The sequence below is a fragment of the Mesorhizobium sp. M0626 genome (assembly GCF_040320665.1).
Classification (GTDB): Bacteria; Pseudomonadota; Alphaproteobacteria; order Rhizobiales; family Rhizobiaceae; genus Mesorhizobium.
In genome coordinates this window covers 52,291-73,013 of sequence record NZ_JAMYQD010000017.1, presented here as the reverse complement: position 1 = coordinate 73,013, position 20,723 = coordinate 52,291, and the positions used below count along the sequence as shown (strand labels likewise).

20 protein-coding genes are annotated in these 20,723 nt (G+C 63.4%); 10 read left to right on the top strand and 10 right to left on the bottom strand.

Annotation, left to right across the window (positions count from 1 at the left end; translation table 11 throughout):
• Nucleotides 1–88 precede the first annotated feature (88 nt).
• On the top strand, nucleotides 89–1,162 hold the full coding sequence (locus NKI37_RS22155) for a glycosyltransferase family 2 protein (RefSeq protein WP_023714454.1): 1,074 nt from the start codon (nucleotides 89–91) through the stop codon (nucleotides 1,160–1,162).
• Nucleotides 1,163–1,254: 92 nt separating this feature from the next.
• Here the strand turns inward: NKI37_RS22155 and gshB are convergent, their stop codons facing one another.
• The 3 genes from gshB to NKI37_RS22140 form a co-directional block, all read right to left on the bottom strand.
• Nucleotides 1,255–2,208, bottom strand: a complete 954-nt coding sequence (gshB, locus tag NKI37_RS22150; RefSeq protein WP_023821715.1) for a glutathione synthase — start codon at nucleotides 2,206–2,208, stop codon at nucleotides 1,255–1,257.
• Between the two features lie 134 nt (nucleotides 2,209–2,342).
• On the bottom strand, nucleotides 2,343–2,717 hold the full coding sequence (locus NKI37_RS22145) for a GtrA family protein (protein WP_352789073.1): 375 nt from the start codon (nucleotides 2,715–2,717) through the stop codon (nucleotides 2,343–2,345).
• 4 nt (nucleotides 2,718–2,721) lie between these two features.
• The gene (locus NKI37_RS22140; protein WP_352789070.1) at nucleotides 2,722–3,726 is read right to left on the bottom strand and encodes a glycosyltransferase; all 1,005 of its coding nucleotides are present in this window, start codon (nucleotides 3,724–3,726) and stop codon (nucleotides 2,722–2,724) included.
• Between the two features lie 124 nt (nucleotides 3,727–3,850).
• On the opposite strand from NKI37_RS22140, the gene NKI37_RS22135 reads away from it, so the two are divergent.
• The 8 genes from NKI37_RS22135 to NKI37_RS22100 all read left to right on the top strand — a co-directional run bounded on the left by NKI37_RS22135 (nucleotide 3,851) and on the right by NKI37_RS22100 (nucleotide 13,027).
• A complete protein-coding gene (locus NKI37_RS22135; protein ID WP_352794559.1) occupies nucleotides 3,851–5,650 on the top strand; it encodes a GtrA family protein in 1,800 nt (599 codons plus the stop codon).
• A 100-nt stretch (nucleotides 5,651–5,750) separates the two neighbouring features.
• Nucleotides 5,751–7,100 carry a putative bifunctional diguanylate cyclase/phosphodiesterase gene (locus NKI37_RS22130; RefSeq protein WP_023681311.1) on the top strand — a complete coding sequence of 450 codons (1,350 nt, stop codon included), beginning with the start codon at nucleotides 5,751–5,753 and terminating at the stop codon, nucleotides 7,098–7,100.
• 169 nt (nucleotides 7,101–7,269) lie between these two features.
• Nucleotides 7,270–8,037: an SDR family NAD(P)-dependent oxidoreductase gene (locus NKI37_RS22125; RefSeq protein WP_352789064.1), complete on the top strand. Its 768-nt coding sequence runs from the start codon at nucleotides 7,270–7,272 to the stop codon at nucleotides 8,035–8,037.
• A 5-nt stretch (nucleotides 8,038–8,042) separates the two neighbouring features.
• The gene (locus NKI37_RS22120; RefSeq protein WP_352789117.1) at nucleotides 8,043–8,987 is read left to right on the top strand and encodes a 2-dehydro-3-deoxygalactonokinase; all 945 of its coding nucleotides are present in this window, start codon (nucleotides 8,043–8,045) and stop codon (nucleotides 8,985–8,987) included.
• A gap of 22 nt (nucleotides 8,988–9,009) precedes the next feature.
• Nucleotides 9,010–9,651, top strand: coding sequence for a 2-dehydro-3-deoxy-6-phosphogalactonate aldolase (locus tag NKI37_RS22115; protein WP_352789061.1), 642 nt, complete (start codon nucleotides 9,010–9,012; stop codon nucleotides 9,649–9,651).
• Nucleotides 9,651–10,526: an SMP-30/gluconolactonase/LRE family protein gene (locus tag NKI37_RS22110; RefSeq protein ID WP_352789059.1), complete on the top strand. Its 876-nt coding sequence runs from the start codon at nucleotides 9,651–9,653 to the stop codon at nucleotides 10,524–10,526. The genes NKI37_RS22115 and NKI37_RS22110 overlap by 1 nt, the downstream gene beginning before the upstream one ends.
• A gap of 95 nt (nucleotides 10,527–10,621) precedes the next feature.
• Nucleotides 10,622–11,683 (top strand): D-alanine--D-alanine ligase family protein, encoded by a 1,062-nt coding sequence (locus tag NKI37_RS22105; protein WP_352789057.1) that lies wholly within the window; start codon nucleotides 10,622–10,624, stop codon nucleotides 11,681–11,683.
• 90 nt (nucleotides 11,684–11,773) lie between these two features.
• Nucleotides 11,774–13,027 (top strand): low temperature requirement protein A, encoded by a 1,254-nt coding sequence (locus NKI37_RS22100; protein WP_352789055.1) that lies wholly within the window; start codon nucleotides 11,774–11,776, stop codon nucleotides 13,025–13,027.
• 18 nt (nucleotides 13,028–13,045) lie between these two features.
• Here NKI37_RS22100 and NKI37_RS22095 read toward each other — a convergent pair whose 3' ends face one another.
• The 4 genes from NKI37_RS22095 to NKI37_RS22080 all read right to left on the bottom strand — a co-directional run bounded on the left by NKI37_RS22095 (nucleotide 13,046) and on the right by NKI37_RS22080 (nucleotide 15,385).
• On the bottom strand, nucleotides 13,046–13,333 hold the full coding sequence (locus NKI37_RS22095) for a DUF1330 domain-containing protein (protein ID WP_023681317.1): 288 nt from the start codon (nucleotides 13,331–13,333) through the stop codon (nucleotides 13,046–13,048).
• Nucleotides 13,334–13,346: 13 nt separating this feature from the next.
• Nucleotides 13,347–14,060 (bottom strand): orotidine-5'-phosphate decarboxylase, encoded by a 714-nt coding sequence (gene pyrF / locus NKI37_RS22090; protein WP_023755354.1) that lies wholly within the window; start codon nucleotides 14,058–14,060, stop codon nucleotides 13,347–13,349.
• Entirely contained in the window at nucleotides 14,057–14,653 is a 597-nt protein-coding gene (locus NKI37_RS22085) for an NADPH-dependent FMN reductase (protein ID WP_352789052.1), read from the bottom strand. The genes pyrF and NKI37_RS22085 overlap by 4 nt, the downstream gene beginning before the upstream one ends.
• A 120-nt stretch (nucleotides 14,654–14,773) precedes the next feature.
• Nucleotides 14,774–15,385, bottom strand: a complete 612-nt coding sequence (locus NKI37_RS22080; protein ID WP_023744887.1) for a LysE family translocator — start codon at nucleotides 15,383–15,385, stop codon at nucleotides 14,774–14,776.
• 122 nt (nucleotides 15,386–15,507) lie between these two features.
• Between NKI37_RS22080 and NKI37_RS22075 the strand changes: the two genes are divergently transcribed.
• Nucleotides 15,508–16,416: a LysR family transcriptional regulator gene (locus NKI37_RS22075; RefSeq protein ID WP_023681320.1), complete on the top strand. Its 909-nt coding sequence runs from the start codon at nucleotides 15,508–15,510 to the stop codon at nucleotides 16,414–16,416.
• 95 nt (nucleotides 16,417–16,511) lie between these two features.
• Here NKI37_RS22075 and pmtA read toward each other — a convergent pair whose 3' ends face one another.
• The 3 genes from pmtA to dnaK form a co-directional block, all read right to left on the bottom strand.
• A complete protein-coding gene (gene pmtA / locus NKI37_RS22070; protein WP_023687484.1) occupies nucleotides 16,512–17,117 on the bottom strand; it encodes a phospholipid N-methyltransferase PmtA in 606 nt (201 codons plus the stop codon).
• Between the two features lie 117 nt (nucleotides 17,118–17,234).
• The gene (gene dnaJ / locus NKI37_RS22065; protein WP_023681322.1) at nucleotides 17,235–18,365 is read right to left on the bottom strand and encodes a molecular chaperone DnaJ; all 1,131 of its coding nucleotides are present in this window, start codon (nucleotides 18,363–18,365) and stop codon (nucleotides 17,235–17,237) included.
• Nucleotides 18,366–18,584: 219 nt separating this feature from the next.
• Entirely contained in the window at nucleotides 18,585–20,501 is a 1,917-nt protein-coding gene (dnaK, locus tag NKI37_RS22060; protein WP_023832243.1) for a molecular chaperone DnaK, read from the bottom strand.
• Between the last annotated feature and the right edge of the window lie 222 nt (nucleotides 20,502–20,723).

The window sequence follows — 20,723 nt, the reverse complement described above, 5'->3', positions numbered from 1 at the left end:
CGATAGAGAGAAATTTGGCAAAGAAACACCGCCATTTGATCGACGGAATATCTCAGGCGATCAAATCTGGTGTACGGAGAAGCGCCTCTTGAAAGAAAACATCGTCCCAAGCGGAGCTGGTTCTCACATCGCGCTACCAACCGTATCCGTTTGCGTAGGCTGTTTCAATCAAGAGGCATTCATCGACACTGCGATCCGATCCGTAGCGGCGCAGACATACACTGCGTTCGAATGCGTGGTGGTCGATGATTTTTCGACCGACGGTTCCCGCCGAAGGATTGAAGAGTGTCTGTCCCAGCTTGGCGACAGTCGTTTCCGCTTTCTGCCCCGACTGCAAAATGGCGGGCAGTTGACAGCAATGATGACCGGGCTTGACGCGACAGCCGGGCCCCTGATCTCCTTTCTTGACGGTGACGATGCTTGGCATCCTGACTTCATAGAATGCCATGTGAGAGCGCATCTCAGCCAAACCCGTATCGCGGCAATGTCGAGCTCCGATGAGGTGGTGATAGATACGGCCGGCAACCTGCTTGCGGGCGGTCATCCCGTATTCCACCTGAACGACCCGCGATCGATGCCGAAAATGAGCGGCTACCTGCATGTCGACACCGAAGCTGACCCGACATTATTATTTATTGATCGGGGTACCGTGGGTTGGTTTTGGTCAACCACATCGGGGATGATGTTTCGTCGAGCTCCGCTTGAAATCATGCGTCCATCCGATCCGGACGAAATAAGGATATGTGCCGATGGTTATATGGCTCGTGCCGCCCATATGATCGGCGGAACCGTGAGGATTGGGCGGGCTCTTGGCAGTTATCGGCTTCACGGCGGCAATGGCTGGGCGGACGGGCGCATCCTGGGTACCGGAGTTGGCCTCGGCAGGATGTCGCCTGATACTGAAATAGCGATACGGCGGGCACTGGCCAATCGTTGGTGCGAAGTGGCGCCGGGACTGGCGCATTTAATCTCCCGCCACTCAATGCGCAGGACCTTGGTCGACCTGATCGGACTGTCTGCGGCTTTTGCATTGCTGGAAAAGAACTCCGATGCGGGTTTTCTGCTGAAAGACTGGGCAACACCACAGCGAAAATTGCAGACCAGACTTATCGGTCTCCTTCCTCCGAAACTGAGGCCTCGGCGCTTCCGGGACATAGTTTGATTTGATGAGCCGCTTGCTCGGCAGTCTTACCCGATAAAGAGCATCTTTCGATGCTTCTCTGGACCCACCAAAGTCCTCCGTAGCAACGCACACTACGCGGCCAAATTCCGCCGCTTCGCCTCTACCGCGTCCCAGAACAGGCTGGCGATATCCGCGCCACCAAAGCGTTGCACTTCGCGCACGCCGGTTGGCGAGGTCACGTTGATCTCGGTCATGTAGTCGCCGATCACGTCGATGCCGACCAGGATGAAGCCGCGCTCTTTCAGCGACGGGCCGATGCGGGCGCAAATCTCGCGTTCGCGCTCCGTCAGCTCGGTCTTTTCGGCGCGGCCGCCGACATGCATGTTGGAGCGGGAATCGTGGTCGGCCGGCACGCGGTTGATGGCGCCGACCGCCTCGCCGTCGATCAGGATGATGCGCTTGTCGCCCTTGCGCACATCCTTCAGATAGCGCTGGACGATATACGGCTCGCGTGACAGCTGGGCGAACATTTCGAGCAGTGAGGCGAGGTTGCGATCGTCTCCCTTGAGATGGAAGATGCCGGCGCCGCCATTGCCATAGAGCGGCTTGACGATGATGTCGCCGAATTCCTTGCGGAAGGCCGCGACCTCCTGGGGATCCTTGGTGATCAGCGTTTCGGGCATCAGATCGGGGAATTCGGTGACGAAGATCTTTTCCGGGCTGTTGCGCACCCAGGCCGGGTCGTTGACGACCAGTGTCTTCGGGTGAATGCGCTCCAGAATATGCGTGGTGGTGATGTAATTCATGTCGAAGGGCGGATCCTGGCGCAGCAGGATCACATCCATCTCCGACAGGTCGGTGCGCACCTTGTCGCCCAGCGAAAAATGATTGCCCTTCTCGTCGCGGAGCTTCATCTCCTCGATGCGGGCAAACACCTTGCCGCCCAGCATCGACAGCCGGTCCGGCGTGTAGTGGAACAGCTGGTGCCCGCGCCGCTGCGCCTCCAGCGACAGCGCAAACGACGTGTCGCCGGCGATCGAGACGGTGGAGACATGGTCCATCTGGACGGCGATCTTCAGGGTCATCTTTTGGTCTCCAGCGGGTCGAGCAAGTCCAGGAAAAGTGCGTAGCGGTTTTCCGTCCGGAATTGCGGCAAGGCAAGTCGCCGATATACGGAACTTGGCGGCTTCTGCCAATCGCGCTTGCTTGGCCCAGACCTTTACCGGTCGAAGACCAGCCGGGAGTAACCGAGGAAGGACAGCGCCATGGCGACCAGCGAGGCGACGGCAAGTGCCGCCAGCGGCGGCAGCGCCGGCAGCGCAAACAGGATGGCGCAGTAGACGAGATAGTTGACGATGCTGGTGGCGATGCCGACGCCGCCATAGCGCGCGCCCTCCTGCGCCACGCCGCGGCTCGACGGCGAAAAGGTCAGGTGCCGGTTGATCTGCCAGGTGACGCACAGCGCAAAGCCGATCGACAGGACACGGGCGACGAAGGGACCGAGCGGCGTCACCGCCAAGAGCAGCCAGAGCGCCGCGGCATCGGCGACGAAACCAACGCCGCCGGCCAGGACGAAGCGGACGAGCCGGCTCACGGCCTCAGGCGGCCCGGGGCGTCTTGCCCGGTTCGGCCTTCGGGATTTCACCAGTGCGTTCGCGCCGTTCGACCCGGCCTGACGGCACCGAGAGATAAAAAATGCGCTTCTGCTCGGCGCGTCCGCGCGATACCGAATCGAGGATCAATCCGGTCACCATCGCAAGCATCGAGAGCAGCAGCAGGCCGACCGACAGCACCCAGGTCGGCATGCGCGGCACGAGGCCGGTCTGGGCGAATTCGATCAGCACCGGCGTCATCAGGGCAAGGCTCGACGCCAGGAAGAAAATCGCGAAGGCGCCGAAGAAGCGCAGCGGCTGCGTTTCCTTCATCAGCATGGCGAACATCCACAGGATCCTGGCGCCGTCGCGACAGGTCGACAGCTTCGACGACGATCCCTCAGGCCGGCGGCCATAATCGAGCGCGATCTCGCTCACCGGCAGTTTGAGCTGCGAGGCATGCACCGACATTTCGGTCTCGATCTCGAAGCCGCCGGAAACCGCGGGAAAGCTCTTGACGAAACGCCTCGAGAAGACGCGGTAGCCGGAGAAGATGTCGGTGAAGTCGGCGCCGAACAGCCGCTTGTAGAGGCTGTTGAAGATGCGGTTGCCGAAGGCATGGCCGGAACGGCCGGCATCGTCGGTGACGCCGCGCCTGGTGCCAACCACCATGTCGCAGCGCTCGGTCTGCAGGATGTTGATCAGCAGCGAGGCATCTTCCGGCGCATAGGTGCCGTCGCCATCGGCCATCAGATAGATGTCCGCATCGATGTCGGCGAACATGCGCCGCACGACATTGCCCTTGCCCTGGCGCGGCTCGCGGACGACGATGGCGCCCGCTGCGCGCGCCTTGAGCGCGGTCAAATCCCTGGAATTGTTGTCATAGACATAGATGTCGGCCGATGGCAGCGTCTCGCGAAAGCGCCGCACCACCTCGGCGATGGTCAGTTCCTCATTGTAGCAAGGCAGGAGCACGGCAATGGCCGGCTCATGGCGGACTTCGTGCGGCATTTCCGTCTCCCGACGCCCGGCGGAGCCTCCGGCCGCGCTCATATGCGGCCTCGCTCAGGCGACTTTACTATTTATTGAAGCTGTTAAGGCTAGGTTTAAGGCCGCAGTCTTTCCGACGAAGGTCATGATGATGAACGCAGCCAAGGCGGGTGCTTCCTCCTGGAAGTCCGATATGACGCTGGCGCTGCTTGCCATGCTGGTGGTGCTGGCCGTCAATGCCGCCACGGGCTTTCGCGAATTGAGCAATGCCGGCGGCGACAATGACAGCCTGCTGCGGCTGGTCGAGGTTCGCGACATGCTGGCCGGCCAGGGCTGGTTCGACCTGCATCAGTACAGGATGGGGCCGGAAGGCGGTTTCGTCATGCACTGGTCGCGGCTGGTCGACGCACCGCTCGCCGCCATCATCCTCGCCGCCTCAGCGCTGACCGGCAGCATGGCCATGGCCGAAGCGATCGCACAGGTGCTGTGGCCGTCGCTGCTGTTCTGCCTGGCGGTGTTTTTTACAGCCCGTGCGGCACGAAGCTTCGCCGGCGTCGGCGCCGTGCTGCCCGCTATCGTCATCGGCGCTGCAGCGCTGCATTTCATCGGCATTTTCTTGCCGGGTGCGCTCGATCATCACAATGTCCAGCTGACGCTGACCATGGCCAGCCTCAGCCTGCTGCTCGAGGCGCCGGCGCGTCGCTGGGCGGCGCTGATTTCCGGGCTGTGTGCGGCCCTGACGCTGGCCGTCGGCATGGAAACCGCGCCCTATGTCGCCACCATCGGCGCCTGCATCGCCTTGCTGTTCGTCGTCGATCCCGGCGGCGAACGCCGGATCGCCAGGGATTTCGGTCTCGGCTTTGCCGGGGTTTCAGCCCTCGTCTTCGTCACCACCATCCCGCCATCGGCCATGGGCCAGCCGCAGTGCGATGCCTTCTCGGCTGTGCAGTTCGTGGTGGCGGCAATCGCCGGACTGGCGCTTGCCGCCGTGACGTCGCTCACGGTGTCCAATGGCACGGCCAGCCGCCGCCTGATCTCGCTTAGCCTGCTCGCGCTTGTGCTGGGCGCCGTCATCGTGGCGCTGTTTCCGCAATGCCTTGCGGCTCCCTACGCAAACCTCGATCCGCGCCTCAAGGAATTGTGGCTCGATCACATTGACGAGGCGCAGTCGCTGTTCAGTATTGCCGCCAGCGAGCCGGCGTCGCTGGCGGCGCGCTATGTCACGCCGCTGGTGGCGATCGCGCTGATGGCGCTTCGCCTGCGCGGACCATGGCGCCGCCAGGACAGCCTCGTCGGCGCCTTGCTGGTCGGCGCCTTCATCGTCAGCGCCTGGCAGGTCCGCGGCTCGACATTCTCGATCGCCTTTGCCGTCATCCCGCTGTCGGCCTGGATCGCAAGCTGGCGCGAACGGGCGAGGATCAGCCCTGCGCGCAGCGTATCGCTGCGCATGGCGGCGGTCTGGCTGGTGTCGGCGAATGCCGTCTGGGCCGGCGCTGCCGCCGCGACGTCGAGCGTATTCGAGGCCAGCAAGGTCTCGGTCGAGGCACAGGACACCGACAGCGATCCGTCCTGCGAGCGCAAGGCCTCCTTCGCGGCGTTGGCCCGGCTGCCGGACACCACGGTGCTTGCCATTTCCAATCTCGGCTCGCCCATCCTTGCCTATTCCGGGCACCGCGTCTTTGCCGGCCCCTATCATCGCAACATCGCCGGCGACCTGCTTGCGCTCGATGCCTTCCTCGGATCGGCGGACCAGGCGAGGATGATCGCGGCGGCTCACCACGTCGGCCTGATGGCGCTCTGCCGCGGCAGCGCCGAAAGCAAGATGCTTGCCGCCAAGGCGCCGCAAGGCTTCCTGGCCAGGCTGATGCAGGGAAGCGTCCCCGATTGGCTCGAACCGGTGGCCGAAACGCGCGGAACCCCGGTCGAACTCTACCGCGTCCGCTAAAGCATCATTCGCCAGCGAAAAATCGATTTCGCGATACGCTTCCTAAACGCTTTGCTGCCAGTCTCAGCCTAAATTTCGGGCGTCACAAACAGGGATACCGATGCAAACGACGTTTGGCACCGGGCAGGCAAGCAGGGAAAACTCGGATCTGGCGTTCACCGATGCGCTGACCGGGCTTGGCAACCATCGCCGCTTCTTCGACAAGGTCGATCGCCTGATCAGCGACCGTGCAGACGATCCCGCGCCGTTCACGGTCGGCATTCTCGACCTCGATGGGTTCAAGCCGATCAACGATTTGTTCGGCCACAAGGCCGGCGACGACATATTGATCCAGGTGGCGATGCGGCTGCGTGCTTCGATGGACAGCCACTCCACCGTTTGCCGCATCGGCGCCGACGAATTCGCCTTCCTGTATCCGATGGTGTTCTCGGAGGAAGCGGCGGCCGAGAAGTCGCGCATGATGATCGAGATCCTGTCGGCGCCCTACGATGTCGGCGAACGCACCGCCAGGCTTTCGGCCTCGGTCGGCTGCTCGCTGTTTTATTCCGGCGACGAAACCACGGAAATCCTCGTCAACAAGGCCGAAACGGCGCTCTACCACGCCAAGCGTTCGGGCCGTGGCCGCGTCGTCGTCTACACCCGCGAAATGGAAGAGGCGGCCAAGCGCGTCACCCGCATCGAACAGGCGCTGCGCCGTGCCGTCTCGGCCGGTGAGGTCGAACCGCATTTCCAGCCCATCGTCGATTTGACCACCCGCCGCACCATCGGCTTCGAGACGCTGGCGCGCTGGACCGATCGCGACCTCGGCGTGGTGCCGCCGACCGTGTTCATCCCGATCGCCGAAGAGCGCGGCATCATCGGCCCGCTATCGCAGCTGGTGCTGCGCAAGGCGACCGAAGCGGCGCGCAGCTGGCCGAAGGACCTGTTCCTGTCCTTCAACCTGTCGCCCTCGCAGCTCGTCGACCAGAACACCGGCCTGCACATATTGTCGATCCTCGACCGCACCGGCTTCGATCCGCGACGGCTGGAGATCGAGATCACCGAAACCGGCCTGATGAACGATCCGGCCTCGGCCGAGAAGATCGTCGAGGACCTGCGTCGCGTCGGCATCCGAGTCTCGCTCGACGATTTCGGCACCGGCCAGTCCTCGCTCGGCCGCTTGCGCGAATTCCATTTCGACAAGCTCAAGATCGACCGCGCCTTCGTCTCCTCGATCCTCGACGACCGCCCGTCGGAACACATCATCCGCGCCATTCTGGCCATGTGTGAAGGGCTCGGCATGGATGTCGTCGCCGAAGGCATCGAGGAGGAGGCGCAGGCCGACCGCCTCGTCCAGTTCGGCTGCGCCGGCGGCCAGGGCTATCTCTTCGGCAAACCGGTCGATGCCGACGCCACGCTCGGCTACCTCCGCGATTCCTATCGCGGCGCCCTCTACGCCAAGGCAGTCTGACCGGCGGTCTGGCCTGCGTCGAGCAAGTCAGCGGCGCGAGCCAAGATCGACTGTGGCCGCCATCTTGCGGCCTTTTGTCTGACATAAGCCAATCAAATCGCCGTTTTCGCCCTTGCTCCCCGGACTTGGCTGGATAGGATGCGCGCCGACCGGACCGGGAGATGAAGATATGATGCCATCGGCCGATTTTGCCGACCTCAGGGGAGCCTCGGTGCTGATCACCGGCGGCGGTTCCGGAATCGGTGCGGCACTGACCGAGGGCTTCGTTCGCCAAGGCGCCCATGTCGCCTTCATCGACATCGCCGATGGCCCAAGCACGCTGCTTGCCGACCGCGTCGAAAAAGAACTTGGCCGGCGACCGCTCTACCTTAAGACCGATTTGCGTGACGTCGAGGCGTTGCGCGCTTCGGCCGCCAAAGCGGCTGAGGCGCATGGCGACGTCACCGTGCTGGTCAACAATGCCGCATGGGACGAACGCCACGACGTCGCCGACGTTACCGTCGAGTTCTGGGACAACAATCTCGCCGTCAATCTGCGCCCGCATTTCTTCACCGCACAGGCGGTGGCGCCGGGCATGAAGCGGGCCGGCGGCGGGTCGATCATCAACTTCACCTCGACCTCCTATCTGATCAACCATCCTGATATGCCGGCCTACACCGCCGCCAAGGCCGGCATTCTGGGCCTCACCAAGGGGCTGGCCGGCAAGCTTGGGGTCGACGGCATCCGCGTCAATGCGATTGCGCCGGGCTGGGTGATCACCGACCGGCAAAGGGAACTCTGGGTCACCGAGGAGAGGCTCGCCGCCCATGTCGCCAAGCAATGCATCAAGCAGGTCATGCAGCCCGACGACATCGTCGGCACGGTGCTGTTCCTGGCCTCCGACGCCTCGCGTATGCTGACGGCGCAGATGTTGATCGTCGACGGGGGTTTCCTGTGAGCCCGGTGAATCAAAATCCGGCAAAAGGCACGCCGGCAGTCGCCGCCGTCGACTGGGGCACGACCCGCATGCGGGTCTGGCTGGTCGACGAGGCGGGCGGGGTGCTTGCCGAGCGTCGCGGCGATGATGGGCTGATCACCGCGCAGCAAAAAGGCTTTTCGACCATCCTCGAAGGCCATCTCGCGGCGCTCGGCGCGCCTGACACACTGCCGGTCATCATCTGCGGCATGGCCGGCTCGCGCCAGGGTTGGCTGGAAGCGCCTTACGTCACCGTGCCGGCGCCGCTCAGTGCCATCCTCGCGGGGGCCGCCCGCATTCCCGGCCAGAGCCGCGACATCCGCATCGTGCCTGGCCTGGCGCAGCGCCTGGAAGATGCGCCGGACGTAATGCGCGGCGAGGAAACCCAGCTTGCCGGCGCCGGTTTGCCGGCAAAAGGTCGCCATCTCGTCTGCATGCCCGGCACCCATTCGAAATGGGTTCTGGTCGAAGACGGCGCGGTCGACGGCTTCTGCACCTGGCCGACCGGCGAGCTGTTTTCGGTGCTGGCCACTCACTCGATCCTGCGCCATTCGCTGGGCGAGAGCCCGAAGCCGGTCACTCCGGACAATCCGTTCTTCCAGGAATGGTGCCGCAAGGCTTTGGCGGAGGGCGGCGATGTCACCTCGCGGCTGTTCTCGATCCGCGCCGCCGGCCTGCTGCAGAACCTCAAGGCCGACGATGCCGCCGCTTGCCTGTCCGGCCTGCTGATCGGCGGCGAGATCGCCTCGGCGGGCGGCCGCTATGGCGAAAGCACCACCGCAATCGTGCTGGTTGCGTCCGGCTCGCTAGCAGCCCTCTACCGGCAGGCGCTCGACCTTGCCGGGCTTGCCGTCAGGACGGTCGACGCCGACGAGGCGGTGCGTGCCGGGCTTATCGAAGCGGCGCGAGAAAATGGCATGATCGCCAAATGACTCACCAGAGTGGAGTGACAGCGTGACCCAGACCGCACCTTTCCCGAAGCTGAAGCGCGGCCTCGTTGCCATCCTGCGCGGGCTGAAGCCGTCCGAGGCGGTGGCCATCGGCCAGGCGCTGTTTGACGCTGGCATCGAAGCCATCGAGGTGCCGCTCAATTCGCCGGAACCGTTTTCATCGATCGCCAGCATTGTCACCGCTTTGCCCAAGACAACGCTGGTCGGCGCCGGCACGGTGCTGACTTCAGCCGATGTCGACACCTTGGCCAAGGCCGGCGGGCGGCTGCTGGTCAGCCCCAACATCGATGCCGACGTCATGGCCCGCGCCATGCACCATGGCATGGTGACGATGCCAGGCGTGTTCACCCCCACCGAAGCTTTTCAGGCGATTAGGCTTGGGGCTTCGGCGCTCAAATTCTTCCCGGCAAGCGTGCTCGGGCCTAGCGGCATTTCGGCGATGCGCGCCGTGCTGCCGGCCGATACCGTGGTCGGCGCCGTCGGCGGCGTTTCCGACAAAGACTTTGCCGGCTACAAAGCCGCTGGGGTGACTGCTTTTGGTCTTGGCTCCAGCCTGTTCAAACCCGGCATGAGCGTCGACGAGGTGGCCTCGCGCGCGCAGGCGGCGGTGACGGCCTGGGATGCGGCGTTCGGCGGAGCGGCATGATGGAAAACGTTTCGGTTTTCTCGGACCATGTCTGCGAGCTCGGCGAGGGGCCGAGCTACGATCCCGCCACCGATACGCTGTTCTGGTTCGACATTGTCAACGGCCTGCTGCTGGAGCAGGGTGTCACGTCCGGCGCGCGGAAAGTCCATGAGCTCGGTCAGATGGCCAGCGCCATCGCCATTGTCGATGACAATCGCCAGCTCATCGCCACTGAGACCGGCCTGCATGTCCGCGACGTCTCGACCGGCAAGCTGACGCTGCATACGCCCATCGAGGCCGACAATGCGCTGACCCGCTCCAACGATTCGCGCGTCCATCCGTGCGGCGCCTTCTGGGTCGGCACGATGGGCAAGGGTGAGGAGAAGGGCGCCGGCGCCATCTACTGGTTCTTCAAGGGCGAATTGCGCACGCTTTACACCGGCATCACAGTATCGAATTCGATCTGTTTTTCCGAAGACGGCTCGATTGCCTATTACACCGACACCTCGACCGGCCTGTTGATGCGGGTCGCCTGCGATCCGGCGACTGGCCTGCCGGTCGGCGAGTCTAAAGTGTTCGTCGACCATCGCTCGTCCAAGGGCTTTGTCGACGGCTCGGTCGTTGATCGCGACGGCGTGCTGTGGAATGCCGTCTGGGGCGGCAAGGCGGTCAAGGCCTATTCGCCGGACGGCACATTGTTGCGCGAAATTGCCGTGCCGGCGGGGCAGTCCTCGTGCCCGGCCTTTGTCGGCGCCAAGGCCGATCGGCTGGCGGTGACCTCGGCCTGGAAAGGCAAGGACGACAAGCAGCGCAAGCTCGACCCACAGGCCGGCATGACCTTCCTGCTCGACATCCCCGTCAACGGCCGCTTCGAGCCGCGCGTGGTCATCGCCTGAGCGCTGTCGCGCAGGCGTCCGCCTCGGTCGGTTTCGCGCAAGTCTGAAGCAGGGGCCATGCCATGGTGGGACAACACCACCGAAGGTCCTGACCCATGCCGCGCCCGACCTTGATCCTCGTCTACGAGCCTGAAAAGGCCTGTTTCGACAGGCTGGTCGCCGATGGTTTTCCTGCCGAGCGTGCCTTGGAAATCTCGTCCTATCTGGCGCAATCGACCGATCTCGCGCCCGAATTCGATGAAATCACCGCCGCTTGCGGGCGGCGCGGCCTCGCCTTCATGCCGGTTGCACTCGACGATGCGGCAAGCGCGCTGGCGAAGGCCGATCCCGCAACCACGCTGGTCTGGACGCTGACCGACGGCATTGCCTATTTCCGCGGTGCTGCAGCGCCCGCACTTGCCAGGCTGAATGGGCTTAGAACCATCGGAGCCGACGATGCGCTGTTCGCGCTTTGCCAGGACAAGTTCCGTTCCGGCGCCGTGCTTTGCGCGCTCGGCCTGCCGGCGCCGCAGGCAGGCCTGGCCCGCGACGGCCGCTGGCTGGCCGACCCGCCAGCTTCGGAAGCCGGCTGGTTCGTCAAGCCGAACCGGCTCGGCTCCAAGGTAGGCATCTGGCCGGATTCACGCTGCAACGACCTGGCCCATGCGCTGGAGCTTAGCCGGCGGGTCTATGCCGCTTATCGCGACGATGTCGTCGTCCAGCCCTATGTCGGCGGTCGCAATGTCCGCGCCAGCTTCCTTGGGCTGCAAACGGATGCCGGGGCGGAAGCGCTCGGCATTGCGTTCGTCGACTCCGGCGGCGATTTCCAGACCATGGCGGACTCGATGGCGCTTTACGGCGACACCGGCGAGGCCGCCAAGGCGGCTGGACTATACAGCGAGCCGGTGCTGGAGGCGGTTGCCGACACCCAGCCGGCAGCCGCGGCAACCATCCGCCGCATCGCCGAGCGGCTGGTCAGCGGGCTCGGCCTGCGCGACGTGTTTTCCATCGATTTCAGGGTCGAGGCTAACGACCATGTCCACCTCATCGAGTTCGAGGTCTGTCCAGGCCTGCCCTGCTTCGATTTCCGCGCCTATTGCCTGATGCAATGGGGCATGACGCTTGCCGATGCGGTTGCCGAGACGGCGGCGAACCGACTGAACCGACAGGCGATCTGAACGGTCGAGGGACCAGCGCGACCTACCGCGCCTTGACGGCTTTTGCTCCACCTTTAGTGTCGCGGGACAGTCCTCAGGCAAGGCCGCGCGATGAGCACACCAGCAAGCTCCCTCCACCATCACATCAGGCGCATGGCCGGGCGCGATCCGCACGAGGCGCATCGCGTCGCCACGCCGCTCGAGCTGCTGTTCGATCTGACCTTCGTCACCGCCTTCAGCCTTGCCGCCGCGCAACTGGCGCACGCCCTTGCCGAGGGCAACTACGCGGCGGCGCTGATCGGCTTCGGCTTTGCCAGCTTCGCCATCTGCTGGGCGTGGATCAATTTCTCCTGGTTTTCCTCCGCCTATGACACCGACGATTGGATCTTCCGCCTCGTCACCATGGTGCAGATGATCGGCGTGCTGGTGCTGGCCATCGGCCTGCCGCGCATGTTCGCCTCGATCGAGCATGGCGAACACCTCAACAATTCGGTCATGGTGCTGGGCTACGTCATCATGCGCGTCGCCATGATCTTCCAATGGCTGCGCGCGGCGCGGCAGGACCTTGGGCGGCGGCGTGCCTGTCTCACCTATGCCATCGCCATCGCGATCGCCCAGATCGGCTGGGTGGTGCAGATCCTCGTCGATTTCTCGCTGGCGACGAGCCTGGCTTTCGGCGCGGTCCTGCTTCTCATCGAGCTTGCCGGACCGGTCATCGCCGAACGCCGGGATGGCGGCACGCCCTGGCACGCGCATCACGTCGCCGAGCGCTACAGCCTCTTCGCCATCATCGCGCTGGGCGAAGGGGTGGTCGGCACGCTGGCGACGCTGTCGGCCGCGGTCGAGGAGCAGGGCTGGAACCTCGATGCCGCCTTGATCGGCATTGCCGGAATGGGTCTCACCTTCGGCATGTGGTGGGTCTACTACATGCTGCCCTCGGGGACGGTGCTGCACCAGCACCGCAATCGCTCTTTTGTCTGGGGCTATGGCCAGATGCTGATCGTGGCGGCCATCGTCGCCACCGGCGCCGGGCTGCATGTCGCGGCCTATTTCATCGAGCACAAGGCCCATATCGGCCCGGTAGCGACCCTGCTCTCGGTCGCCATTCCGCTAGGCGTGTTCCTGGGGGCGATCTACGCGCTGTATTATTATCTCGTCCAGCGCTTCGATCCCCTCCACGTCTGGCTGCTGGCGGGAACGGCTGCGGTCGTCGCACTTGGCATCATCGCCGCCCTTGCCGGCGTCGACATGGCGGTCTGCCTCATCTTACTCACGCTAGCGCCGGCCGTCACCGTTGTCGGCTATGAGCTGTCGGGGCACCGCCATCAACTGGAGGTGCTGGCGCAGGAGGAAGCGCCGCACTGAGCAGAGCAGCTTCGCGCGTCAGATACCCTCGACCAGCACGATCTCGCCATCGGCCACTTTCTGACGGATGGCGACGGCGCGCTGGTACTCCGGCGAGTGGTAGCAATCGTGCGCCGCGCTGAGCGATTCGAACTCGATAATGACATTGCGGGCGCGGCCAGGCCCCTCGGCCTTTTCATGCTCACCGCCACGGGCAAGGAACTTCACGTCGAAACGGTCGAAAGCGAGCTTGGCGGCAGCGACATAGTCCTTGTAGCCTTCGGCGTCGCGCACATCGACGCGGGCTATCCAGTATCCCTTGGGCATTTTCTTCTCCTCGTTACGCGGCGCGCATCTCTTCCAGTATGGCTTCCGCCGCCGCGCGCCTGTCGCTTGCCGCCACGATCGGCCTGCCGACCACGAGATGGCTGGAGCCGTTGCGGATCGCCTGGCCGGGCGTCACCACGCGTTTCTGGTCGCCATGGTCGCTGCCCTTGGGCCGTATCCCCGGCGTCACCACCGCCAGGTCGGGTCCGACGATGCGGCGCACCGCTTCCGCCTCCTCGGCCGAGCAGACGACGCCGCCCATGCCGGCATGCAGCGCCTGTTCGGCGCGTCTCAGCACCAGCGTGTGAGGGTCGTATTCATAGCCGGCGTCGATCACGTCCTGCTCGTCCATCGAGGTCAGCACGCTGACCGCCAGCAGGCAGAGGTCGCTGCCCCTGGCGGCCTCCACCGCGGCTCGCATCGCCTTGGGATAGGCGTGGATGGTCAGCATGGTCATGCCCATGCGCACGATGTTCTCGACACCCTTCGCCACCGTGTGGTCGATGTCGAGCAGCTTCATGTCGAGGAAGATTTTCGTGCCGCCGCTGGCCAACTCCCTGGCGAAGTCGAGCCCGCCGGCGAAGGCCAGCTGATAGCCGATCTTGTAGAAGGAGACGACGCCGTCGAGCTCCTGCACCGCCTGTTCGGCCTCTTTCACCGTCGGCACGTCGAGGCCGACGATCAGCCTTTCTCTCATGGTATGGGCCTGCATGGCTGTGGAAATCATGCCCCGGTCCGGGTCGACAGCATGCGCGAGGTTTCGATCAGCGTGCGGCATAGGTGCTCCATCGATTTGGTCAGTCTCTCATCCCTGAAATTGCCGTCGCCGTCGAAGGCACTGCCGCCATCGGATACCGAGCATTCCGGCGTCACCATCTCCAGCTGGCAGCGCACCAGCACGGCGCGCAGATGGTTGATGCAGCGGATCCCGGCGAAATGTCCGTTGGAAGACGAGCACAGGCCGGCGACCTTGCCGACAAGCGGCCTCACCGGCCGGCCGCCATCCAGGCGCACCCGGCTCACCCAGTCGATCGTGTTCTTGAGCAATGGCGGGATCGAGCCATTATATTCGGGCGTCGCGATCAGCAGCCCGTCATGGGCGGCGATCAGCCGGCCGAGCTTCACGGCGTTGTCGGGAACGCCTTTTTCCTTTTCGAGGTCCTCGTCGATGATCGGCAGCGGATAGTCGGCCAGCGAAATGCGCGTCACCTCGGCGCCTTGCATGGCCAGCTCCTTCTGCGCCACATCGGCGGTCCTGCCGCTGAAGGCGCCGCTGCGCACCGAGCCGGCGAAGACGAGGATTTTCGCGATCACAGCCATTGGCCACTCTTGTTCCCGGACAGGTACAGCCAGAGGCTGCGCAAATCAACGCACTGGCTCAAAAAACGGAAACGATCGGGGGGCAAGCGCGCGAAGGTGTGCCGAGCAGCTGGGCTATTGCTAGTGGGTGACCGCAATTCTTGCACTCAGCGCGATGAGTGCAACTCCGAGCAAGGCATCTATCGGCCTGCGGACGCTGCCATATACCGACCGAACCCTTCTTGTGGAGAACATTAGCGCGACAAGCCCAAACCACGCCATCGCGACCATCCCGATTATGGCCAGCGACACTGCCTGGACCCAGATCGGAGCCTGCATCGGCAATACCGATATGAACAGGCTCGCGAAGAACGCGGCCGTCTTCGGATTTGTAATTCCGACAACGAATCCGCTTCGCCAAGGAGCCGTAGTCTCTGCGCCACCGACGGCCAGCGGTGGCCGCGCCTGCCAAGCCGACAAAAGGATCTTGCTTCCCAGGTAACCGAGATACACGGCACCGGCGATCCGGACGGCAAGGTGAGCCCATGCAATCTGCGTCAGTACGAGGCCCAGGCCACACATCGCGAGAGCCGCCCACACCATGATCGCTGCGGCAATGCCAAGCGCCACATGGAACCCCGCGCGACGGCTGATCAGCGCATGGGAAGTCACGGCTACAAAATCGGGTCCTGGGCTCATGGCGCCGAGCAGGAAGACCGAAGCAAGGGTCAGGAATTGCGGAAGGTAGCTCATGCGATACTCCAGTTTCAGTCTCGTCGTACCGCACGCCTGCATGCCGGAGAGGCCAGGAAAGCCGCTCGCCGATTTCGAGGGTCGTTTCCCTCACCTTCACAAAACCTACAGCGCTCTTTAATATGAGCGAAATGAAAGATATTTCGGCAGCCATGAACAAAGCTAATATCAACATCACGATGGTGCGCGTCCTGACATCGCTCAGCGAGACGCGCAGCTTCACCAAAACCGCCGAGCGGCTCTGTCTTTCTCAATCGGCCATAAGCCATGCAATGAAGGCGCTGGAGGAGATCGTTGGCGCGCCCCTCGTCATACGTGATCGGCGCGGTGTCGCTTTCACCGCAACCGGCGAGGCGGCTTTGGACGCGGCGCGCGCCGCTTTGCATGCTTTAGGCCGTCTTGTCGGCCTACGGGAACACTCCATCAAAGGCAGAGTACGGCTCGCGCTGGTCAGCAGCGCCTCGGTAAAGATTGCTCCATATGCGTTGAACATTACTTCCGTCCGGCACCCGGAGCTTGCTGTCGAACTGCTCTTGGGCACGGATACCGAGGTGGCGGAGTGGGTCGATCGCGGTGCCGCCGATATTGGACTGTCCTACATCGCCGGCAATTGCCAAGCCGAGGAACTTGTCGACGACGAACTCTTTGTAGCGTCATCGCAAAAGAACTCAGTCCAAGGCGGGTCATTTCCGATCCGCGCTCTCGACGGCCAGCCATTCATCATGTCGAGCGGCGGCTGCGGACCAATGCTTGCCGAATTGTTCCAGGATTTTGGCGTTGCGCCAGTTGTCATCCTGTCGGCGAGCGATATGGCGGCGCTGCTTGCTCTGGTTGGGGCCGGGCGCGGTTTGTCGATTGCGCCAGGCCTGGCGTTTCCGGCCGATTGGCAGCGAACCGTCGCGAGGCGTCCTCTAGAGCCGCGTGCGCGTCGGCCTCTGCTGCTTCTGTTCTCCAGCAGCGCCGAAGCAACGGCCGTGCGGGCCATGTGCGCGGCGATCAGAGAGGTCGCCACGAGTTTGCGAGGCGGATAACAGTCAAGGATGTGGATCGACCCTCAATCGAGCTTCCTTCGGGAGACGTCGATCCTCTACAAGGCGCCAGAGACTTCTCCCGCCCCCAATACCAGCTAATGCGCTTCGCGCCGGTAGATCCACAGCTGCGTCGGCGGGATGTTGCGGAAGATGAAGTCGAAATGCTTGACCGTGTAATTGCCGCGGCCGGGCGGGATCGGCGACAACGGCCCATAGGTCAGCTGCACGATCGGCCGTCCAACCGGGATGCGGTCTAGCAGGCTTTCGATATAGGCGATCCGCTGTGCGACCGGAAAATTGAGCAGCGGCACGCCGGAGACGACGGAATCGAAAACCATCCCGCTCTTCTCGCCAAGCGTGGCGTTGAGATTGAAGGCATCGCCCTCGATGACGTTGACGCCGGGATAGAGCTGGCGCAGATGGCGCACGAAATCGGTGGAATATTCGACCGCGTACAGGTTTTCGGGCTTAACGCCCTGGGCGAGGATTGCACGGGTGATGACGCCTGTGCCGGGTCCGACTTCAAGCACCGGCAGGCCGGACTTCGGATTGACGATGGAAGCCATCTTGCGGGCGGTGATGGAGCTTGTCGGCACGATCGAACCGACCGACTTCGGCTTGTCGATCCAGCCTTTGAAGAATTTGAGTTCGTCGTCGAACTTTTCCGCCAGCGCCTTCCGCAATCCCGGACCACGTGCCATGCAAGTTCTCCTCAACACTCCCCGAACGCTACTTAGCAGCTAACAGGTCCAAGGCAAGGCGCGATCTGGCATAAGATGTTGATGACGTTCGGGAAGCGTGGCGGCCTTGGTTTGGGTTCAGTGCTCGCCGAAGGATTCGAAAAAGTCCTTCATGCGGGCGAAAAAGCCGCTCGACTGGGGCGAATTGTCCTTCGACGACAGCTGCTCGAACTCTTCCAGCAGCTCGCGCTGGCGGCGCGACAGGTTTTGCGGCGTTTCGACCGCGGTCTGGATATAGAGGTCGCCGACATTGGGCTGGCGCAGCACCGGCATGCCCTTGCCCTTGAGGCGGAACTGGCGGCCGTTCTGCGTGCCTTCGGTCACTTTCACCTTGGTCTGACTGCCGTCCAGCGTCGTCACCTCGAACGAGCCGCCAAGGGCGGCCGTCGTCATCGATATCGGCACCTTGCAGTAGAGATCGGCGCCGTCGCGCTGGAAGAATTCATGCGGCTTCACCGCCAGAAAAATATAGAGGTCGCCCGATGGGCCGCCGCGCAGGCCCGCCTCGCCCTCATTGGCAAGCCGGATGCGGGTGCCGTCCTCGATGCCGGCCGGGATATTGACCGACAGCGAGCGTTCCTCGGTGACACGGCCCTGGCCGGCGCATTTCGGGCACGGGTCCTTGATCGTCTGGCCGCGGCCTTGGCATTGCGGGCAGGTACGCTCGATCGAGAAGAAGCCTTGCGTCGCCCGTACCTTGCCGTGGCCATGGCACATCGAGCAGGTCACCGGCTGGGTGCCGGGCTTGGCGCCGGTCCCGGAGCATTCCGTGCATGAGATCGAGGCCGGCACGCGGATTTGCGCGGTCTTGCCGGCAAACGCTTCTTCCAGCGTGATTTCCATATTGTAGCGCAAATCGGCGCCGCGTTCGCGGCCGCCCGACGAGCGGCGCTGGCGCCCGCCCATCATGTCGCCGAAAATATCTTCGAAAATGTCGGCGAAGCCGCCGGCGCCAAAACCTTGCGCGCCGCCATTCATGCCGCCCTGCTCGAAGGCGGCGTGACCGAAACGGTCATAGGCCGCGCGCTTCTGCGGGTCCTTCAGCGTTTCGTAGGCTTCGTTGATTTCCTTGAACTTATGCTCGCATGAGTGATCGCCGGGATTGCGGTCGGGATGGAACTGCATGGCCAGCTTGCGGAAAGCGCTCTTGAGCTCCTTCTCGTCGGCGCCCTTTTGCACGCCCAGCGTCTCGTAGAAATCAGCTTTCATCTTTTCCCGCAGTCCGGATGCTCAACGTCTTGATGCATGTTGCGTCGTTTGCCGGCACGTTGTCTCGATTTAGGAGCGGTGCTGCCCGGATGCTAGGGCCGGCGCGCTTGTGCCTGTGTTTTTCAGTGACTTTTTCGGCAAGGCCCGCACTTTTTCAGCGAGGGTTGCAAAAAAGCCCGGCTTTGCGCCGGGCTTTCCGCTTTATTTGCCGTCAACCGGTCAGGCCGACTTCTTCTTCTCGTCGTTTTCGTCGATTTCCTCGAAATCGGCGTCGACCACATCGCTATCCTTGGCCGCGTCCGCCTTGGCGTCGGCTTCCGCCGCTTCCTTCTGCGAAGCTTCGTACATGGCCTGGCCGAGCTTCATGGATGCTTCGGCAAGCGTCTGCGACTTGGCCTCGATGTCGGCGGCATCGTCGCCTTCGGCAGCAGCCTTCAGCGCCGTGATAGCCTCCGATATCGCCGTGCGCTCGGTTTCCGAAACCTTGTCGCCATATTCTTTCAGCGACTTCTCGGAGGAGTGCACCAGCGCCTCGGCCTGGTTGCGGGCCTCGACCAAGGCGCGCCGCTGCTTGTCGGTCTCGGCATTGGCTTCGGCGTCCTTGACCATCTTCTCGATGTCGGCGTCCGAAAGGCCACCAGAGGCCTGGATGCGGATCTGGTGCTCCTTGCCGGTGCCCTTGTCCTTGGCCGAAACGTTGACGATGCCGTTGGCGTCGATGTCGAAAGTGACCTCGATCTGCGGCACGCCGCGCGGCGCCGGCGGAATGCCGACCAGGTCGAACTGGCCGAGCGCCTTGTTGTCGGCAGCCATTTCACGCTCGCCCTGGAAGACGCGGATGGTCACGGCCGACTGACTGTCTTCAGCGGTCGAGAACACCTGGCTCTTCTTGGTCGGGATGGTCGTGTTGCGTTCGATCAGGCGGGTAAACACGCCACCCAGCGTCTCGATGCCGAGCGACAGCGGCGTCACGTCGAGCAGCAGCACGTCCTTCACGTCGCCCTGCAGCACGCCGGCCTGGATTGCGGCGCCGAGTGCGACGACCTCATCCGGGTTGACGCCCTTGTGCGGCTCCTTGCCGAAGAACTGCTTCACGATCTCCTGGATCTTGGGCATGCGGGTCATGCCGCCGACCAGGACCACTTCGTCGATCTCGCCAGCCTTCAGCCCGGCATCCTTGAGCGCTGCCTTGCAGGGCTCGATGGTGCGCTGGACGAGATCGTCGACCAGCTGCTCGAACTTGGCACGGGTCAGCTTCAGTGTCAGGTGCTTGGGGCCGGTCGCGTCGGCGGTGATGAAGGGCAGGTTGATTTCGGTCTGCGTCGTCGACGACAGCTCGATTTTGGCCTTTTCAGCCGCCTCCTTGAGGCGCTGCAGCGCAAGCTTGTCGTTCTTCAGGTCGATGCCCTGTTCCTTCTTGAACTCGGCCGCCAGGTATTCGACGAGACGCATGTCGAAATCCTCGCCGCCGAGGAAGGTGTCGCCATTGGTCGACTTCACTTCGAACACGCCGTCGCCGATTTCGAGCACCGAAATGTCGAACGTGCCGCCGCCAAGGTCATAGACGGCAATGGTCTTGCCATCCTTCTTGTCGAGGCCGTAGGCAAGTGCTGCAGCCGTCGGCTCGTTGATGATGCGCAGCACCTCAAGGCCGGCGATCTTGCCGGCGTCCTTGGTGGCCTGGCGCTGGGCGTCATTGAAATAGGCCGGAACGGTGATGACCGCCTTCTCGACCTTCTCGCCGAGATAGGCCTCCGCCGTTTCCTTCATCTTCTGCAGGATCATGGCCGAGATCTGGCTGGGCGACTGCTTCTTGCCGCCGGCCTCGACCCAGGCATCGCCATTGTCGCCCCTGACGATCTTGTAGGGGACAAGCTTCTTGTCCTTCTCCGTCACCGGGTCGTCATAGCGGCGGCCGATCAGGCGCTTGACCGCGAAGATGGTGTTTTCAGGATTGGTGACCGCCTGGCGCTTGGCCGGCTGGCCGACGAGACGTTCGCCGTCGCCCGAGATGGCGACGATGGAAGGCGTCGTGCGCGCGCCTTCCGCATTTTCAATGACCTTGGGCTCCTTGCCATCCATGATGGCGATGCAGGAGTTGGTGGTGCCGAGATCGATACCGATTACTTTTGCCATTTTTCTAGTCTCTCCGCTAAGCAGGCTCTCAGGACCCGTAAGGCGTTCCGACGAAAGCCCCTGTTCACAAGAAATTCCGCTCCGGCAACCGGCATTCCGGCACTGGGCGGCTTGGCGCGTATATAAGAACAGGCGGCATCGGGCGCAAGCATTCTGCGCATGGCATCCACCGCGCCGCGCTTGGCGCCTTTGAACAGCCGCCCAGCGGCCCGGATGTGCTCC

Coding starts and splice junctions, on each gene's coding strand:
- dnaK (WP_023832243.1), bottom strand. CDS start 20,501: ATGGCAAAAGTAATCGGTATCGATCTCGGCACCACCAACTCCTGCATC.
- NKI37_RS22125 (WP_352789064.1), top strand. CDS start 7,270: ATGATGCCATCGGCCGATTTTGCCGACCTCAGGGGAGCCTCGGTGCTG.
- NKI37_RS22110 (WP_352789059.1), top strand. CDS start 9,651: ATGGAAAACGTTTCGGTTTTCTCGGACCATGTCTGCGAGCTCGGCGAG.
- pmtA (WP_023687484.1), bottom strand. CDS start 17,117: ATGGCACGTGGTCCGGGATTGCGGAAGGCGCTGGCGGAAAAGTTCGAC.
- NKI37_RS22140 (WP_352789070.1), bottom strand. CDS start 3,726: ATGCCGCACGAAGTCCGCCATGAGCCGGCCATTGCCGTGCTCCTGCCT.
- pyrF (WP_023755354.1), bottom strand. CDS start 14,060: ATGATTTCCACAGCCATGCAGGCCCATACCATGAGAGAAAGGCTGATC.
- NKI37_RS22135 (WP_352794559.1), top strand. CDS start 3,851: ATGATGATGAACGCAGCCAAGGCGGGTGCTTCCTCCTGGAAGTCCGAT.
- dnaJ (WP_023681322.1), bottom strand. CDS start 18,365: ATGAAAGCTGATTTCTACGAGACGCTGGGCGTGCAAAAGGGCGCCGAC.
- NKI37_RS22095 (WP_023681317.1), bottom strand. CDS start 13,333: ATGCCCAAGGGATACTGGATAGCCCGCGTCGATGTGCGCGACGCCGAA.
- NKI37_RS22080 (WP_023744887.1), bottom strand. CDS start 15,385: ATGAGCTACCTTCCGCAATTCCTGACCCTTGCTTCGGTCTTCCTGCTC.
- NKI37_RS22100 (WP_352789055.1), top strand. CDS start 11,774: ATGAGCACACCAGCAAGCTCCCTCCACCATCACATCAGGCGCATGGCC.
- gshB (WP_023821715.1), bottom strand. CDS start 2,208: ATGACCCTGAAGATCGCCGTCCAGATGGACCATGTCTCCACCGTCTCG.
- NKI37_RS22075 (WP_023681320.1), top strand. CDS start 15,508: ATGAGCGAAATGAAAGATATTTCGGCAGCCATGAACAAAGCTAATATC.
- NKI37_RS22085 (WP_352789052.1), bottom strand. CDS start 14,653: ATGGCTGTGATCGCGAAAATCCTCGTCTTCGCCGGCTCGGTGCGCAGC.
- NKI37_RS22105 (WP_352789057.1), top strand. CDS start 10,622: ATGCCGCGCCCGACCTTGATCCTCGTCTACGAGCCTGAAAAGGCCTGT.
- NKI37_RS22130 (WP_023681311.1), top strand. CDS start 5,751: ATGCAAACGACGTTTGGCACCGGGCAGGCAAGCAGGGAAAACTCGGAT.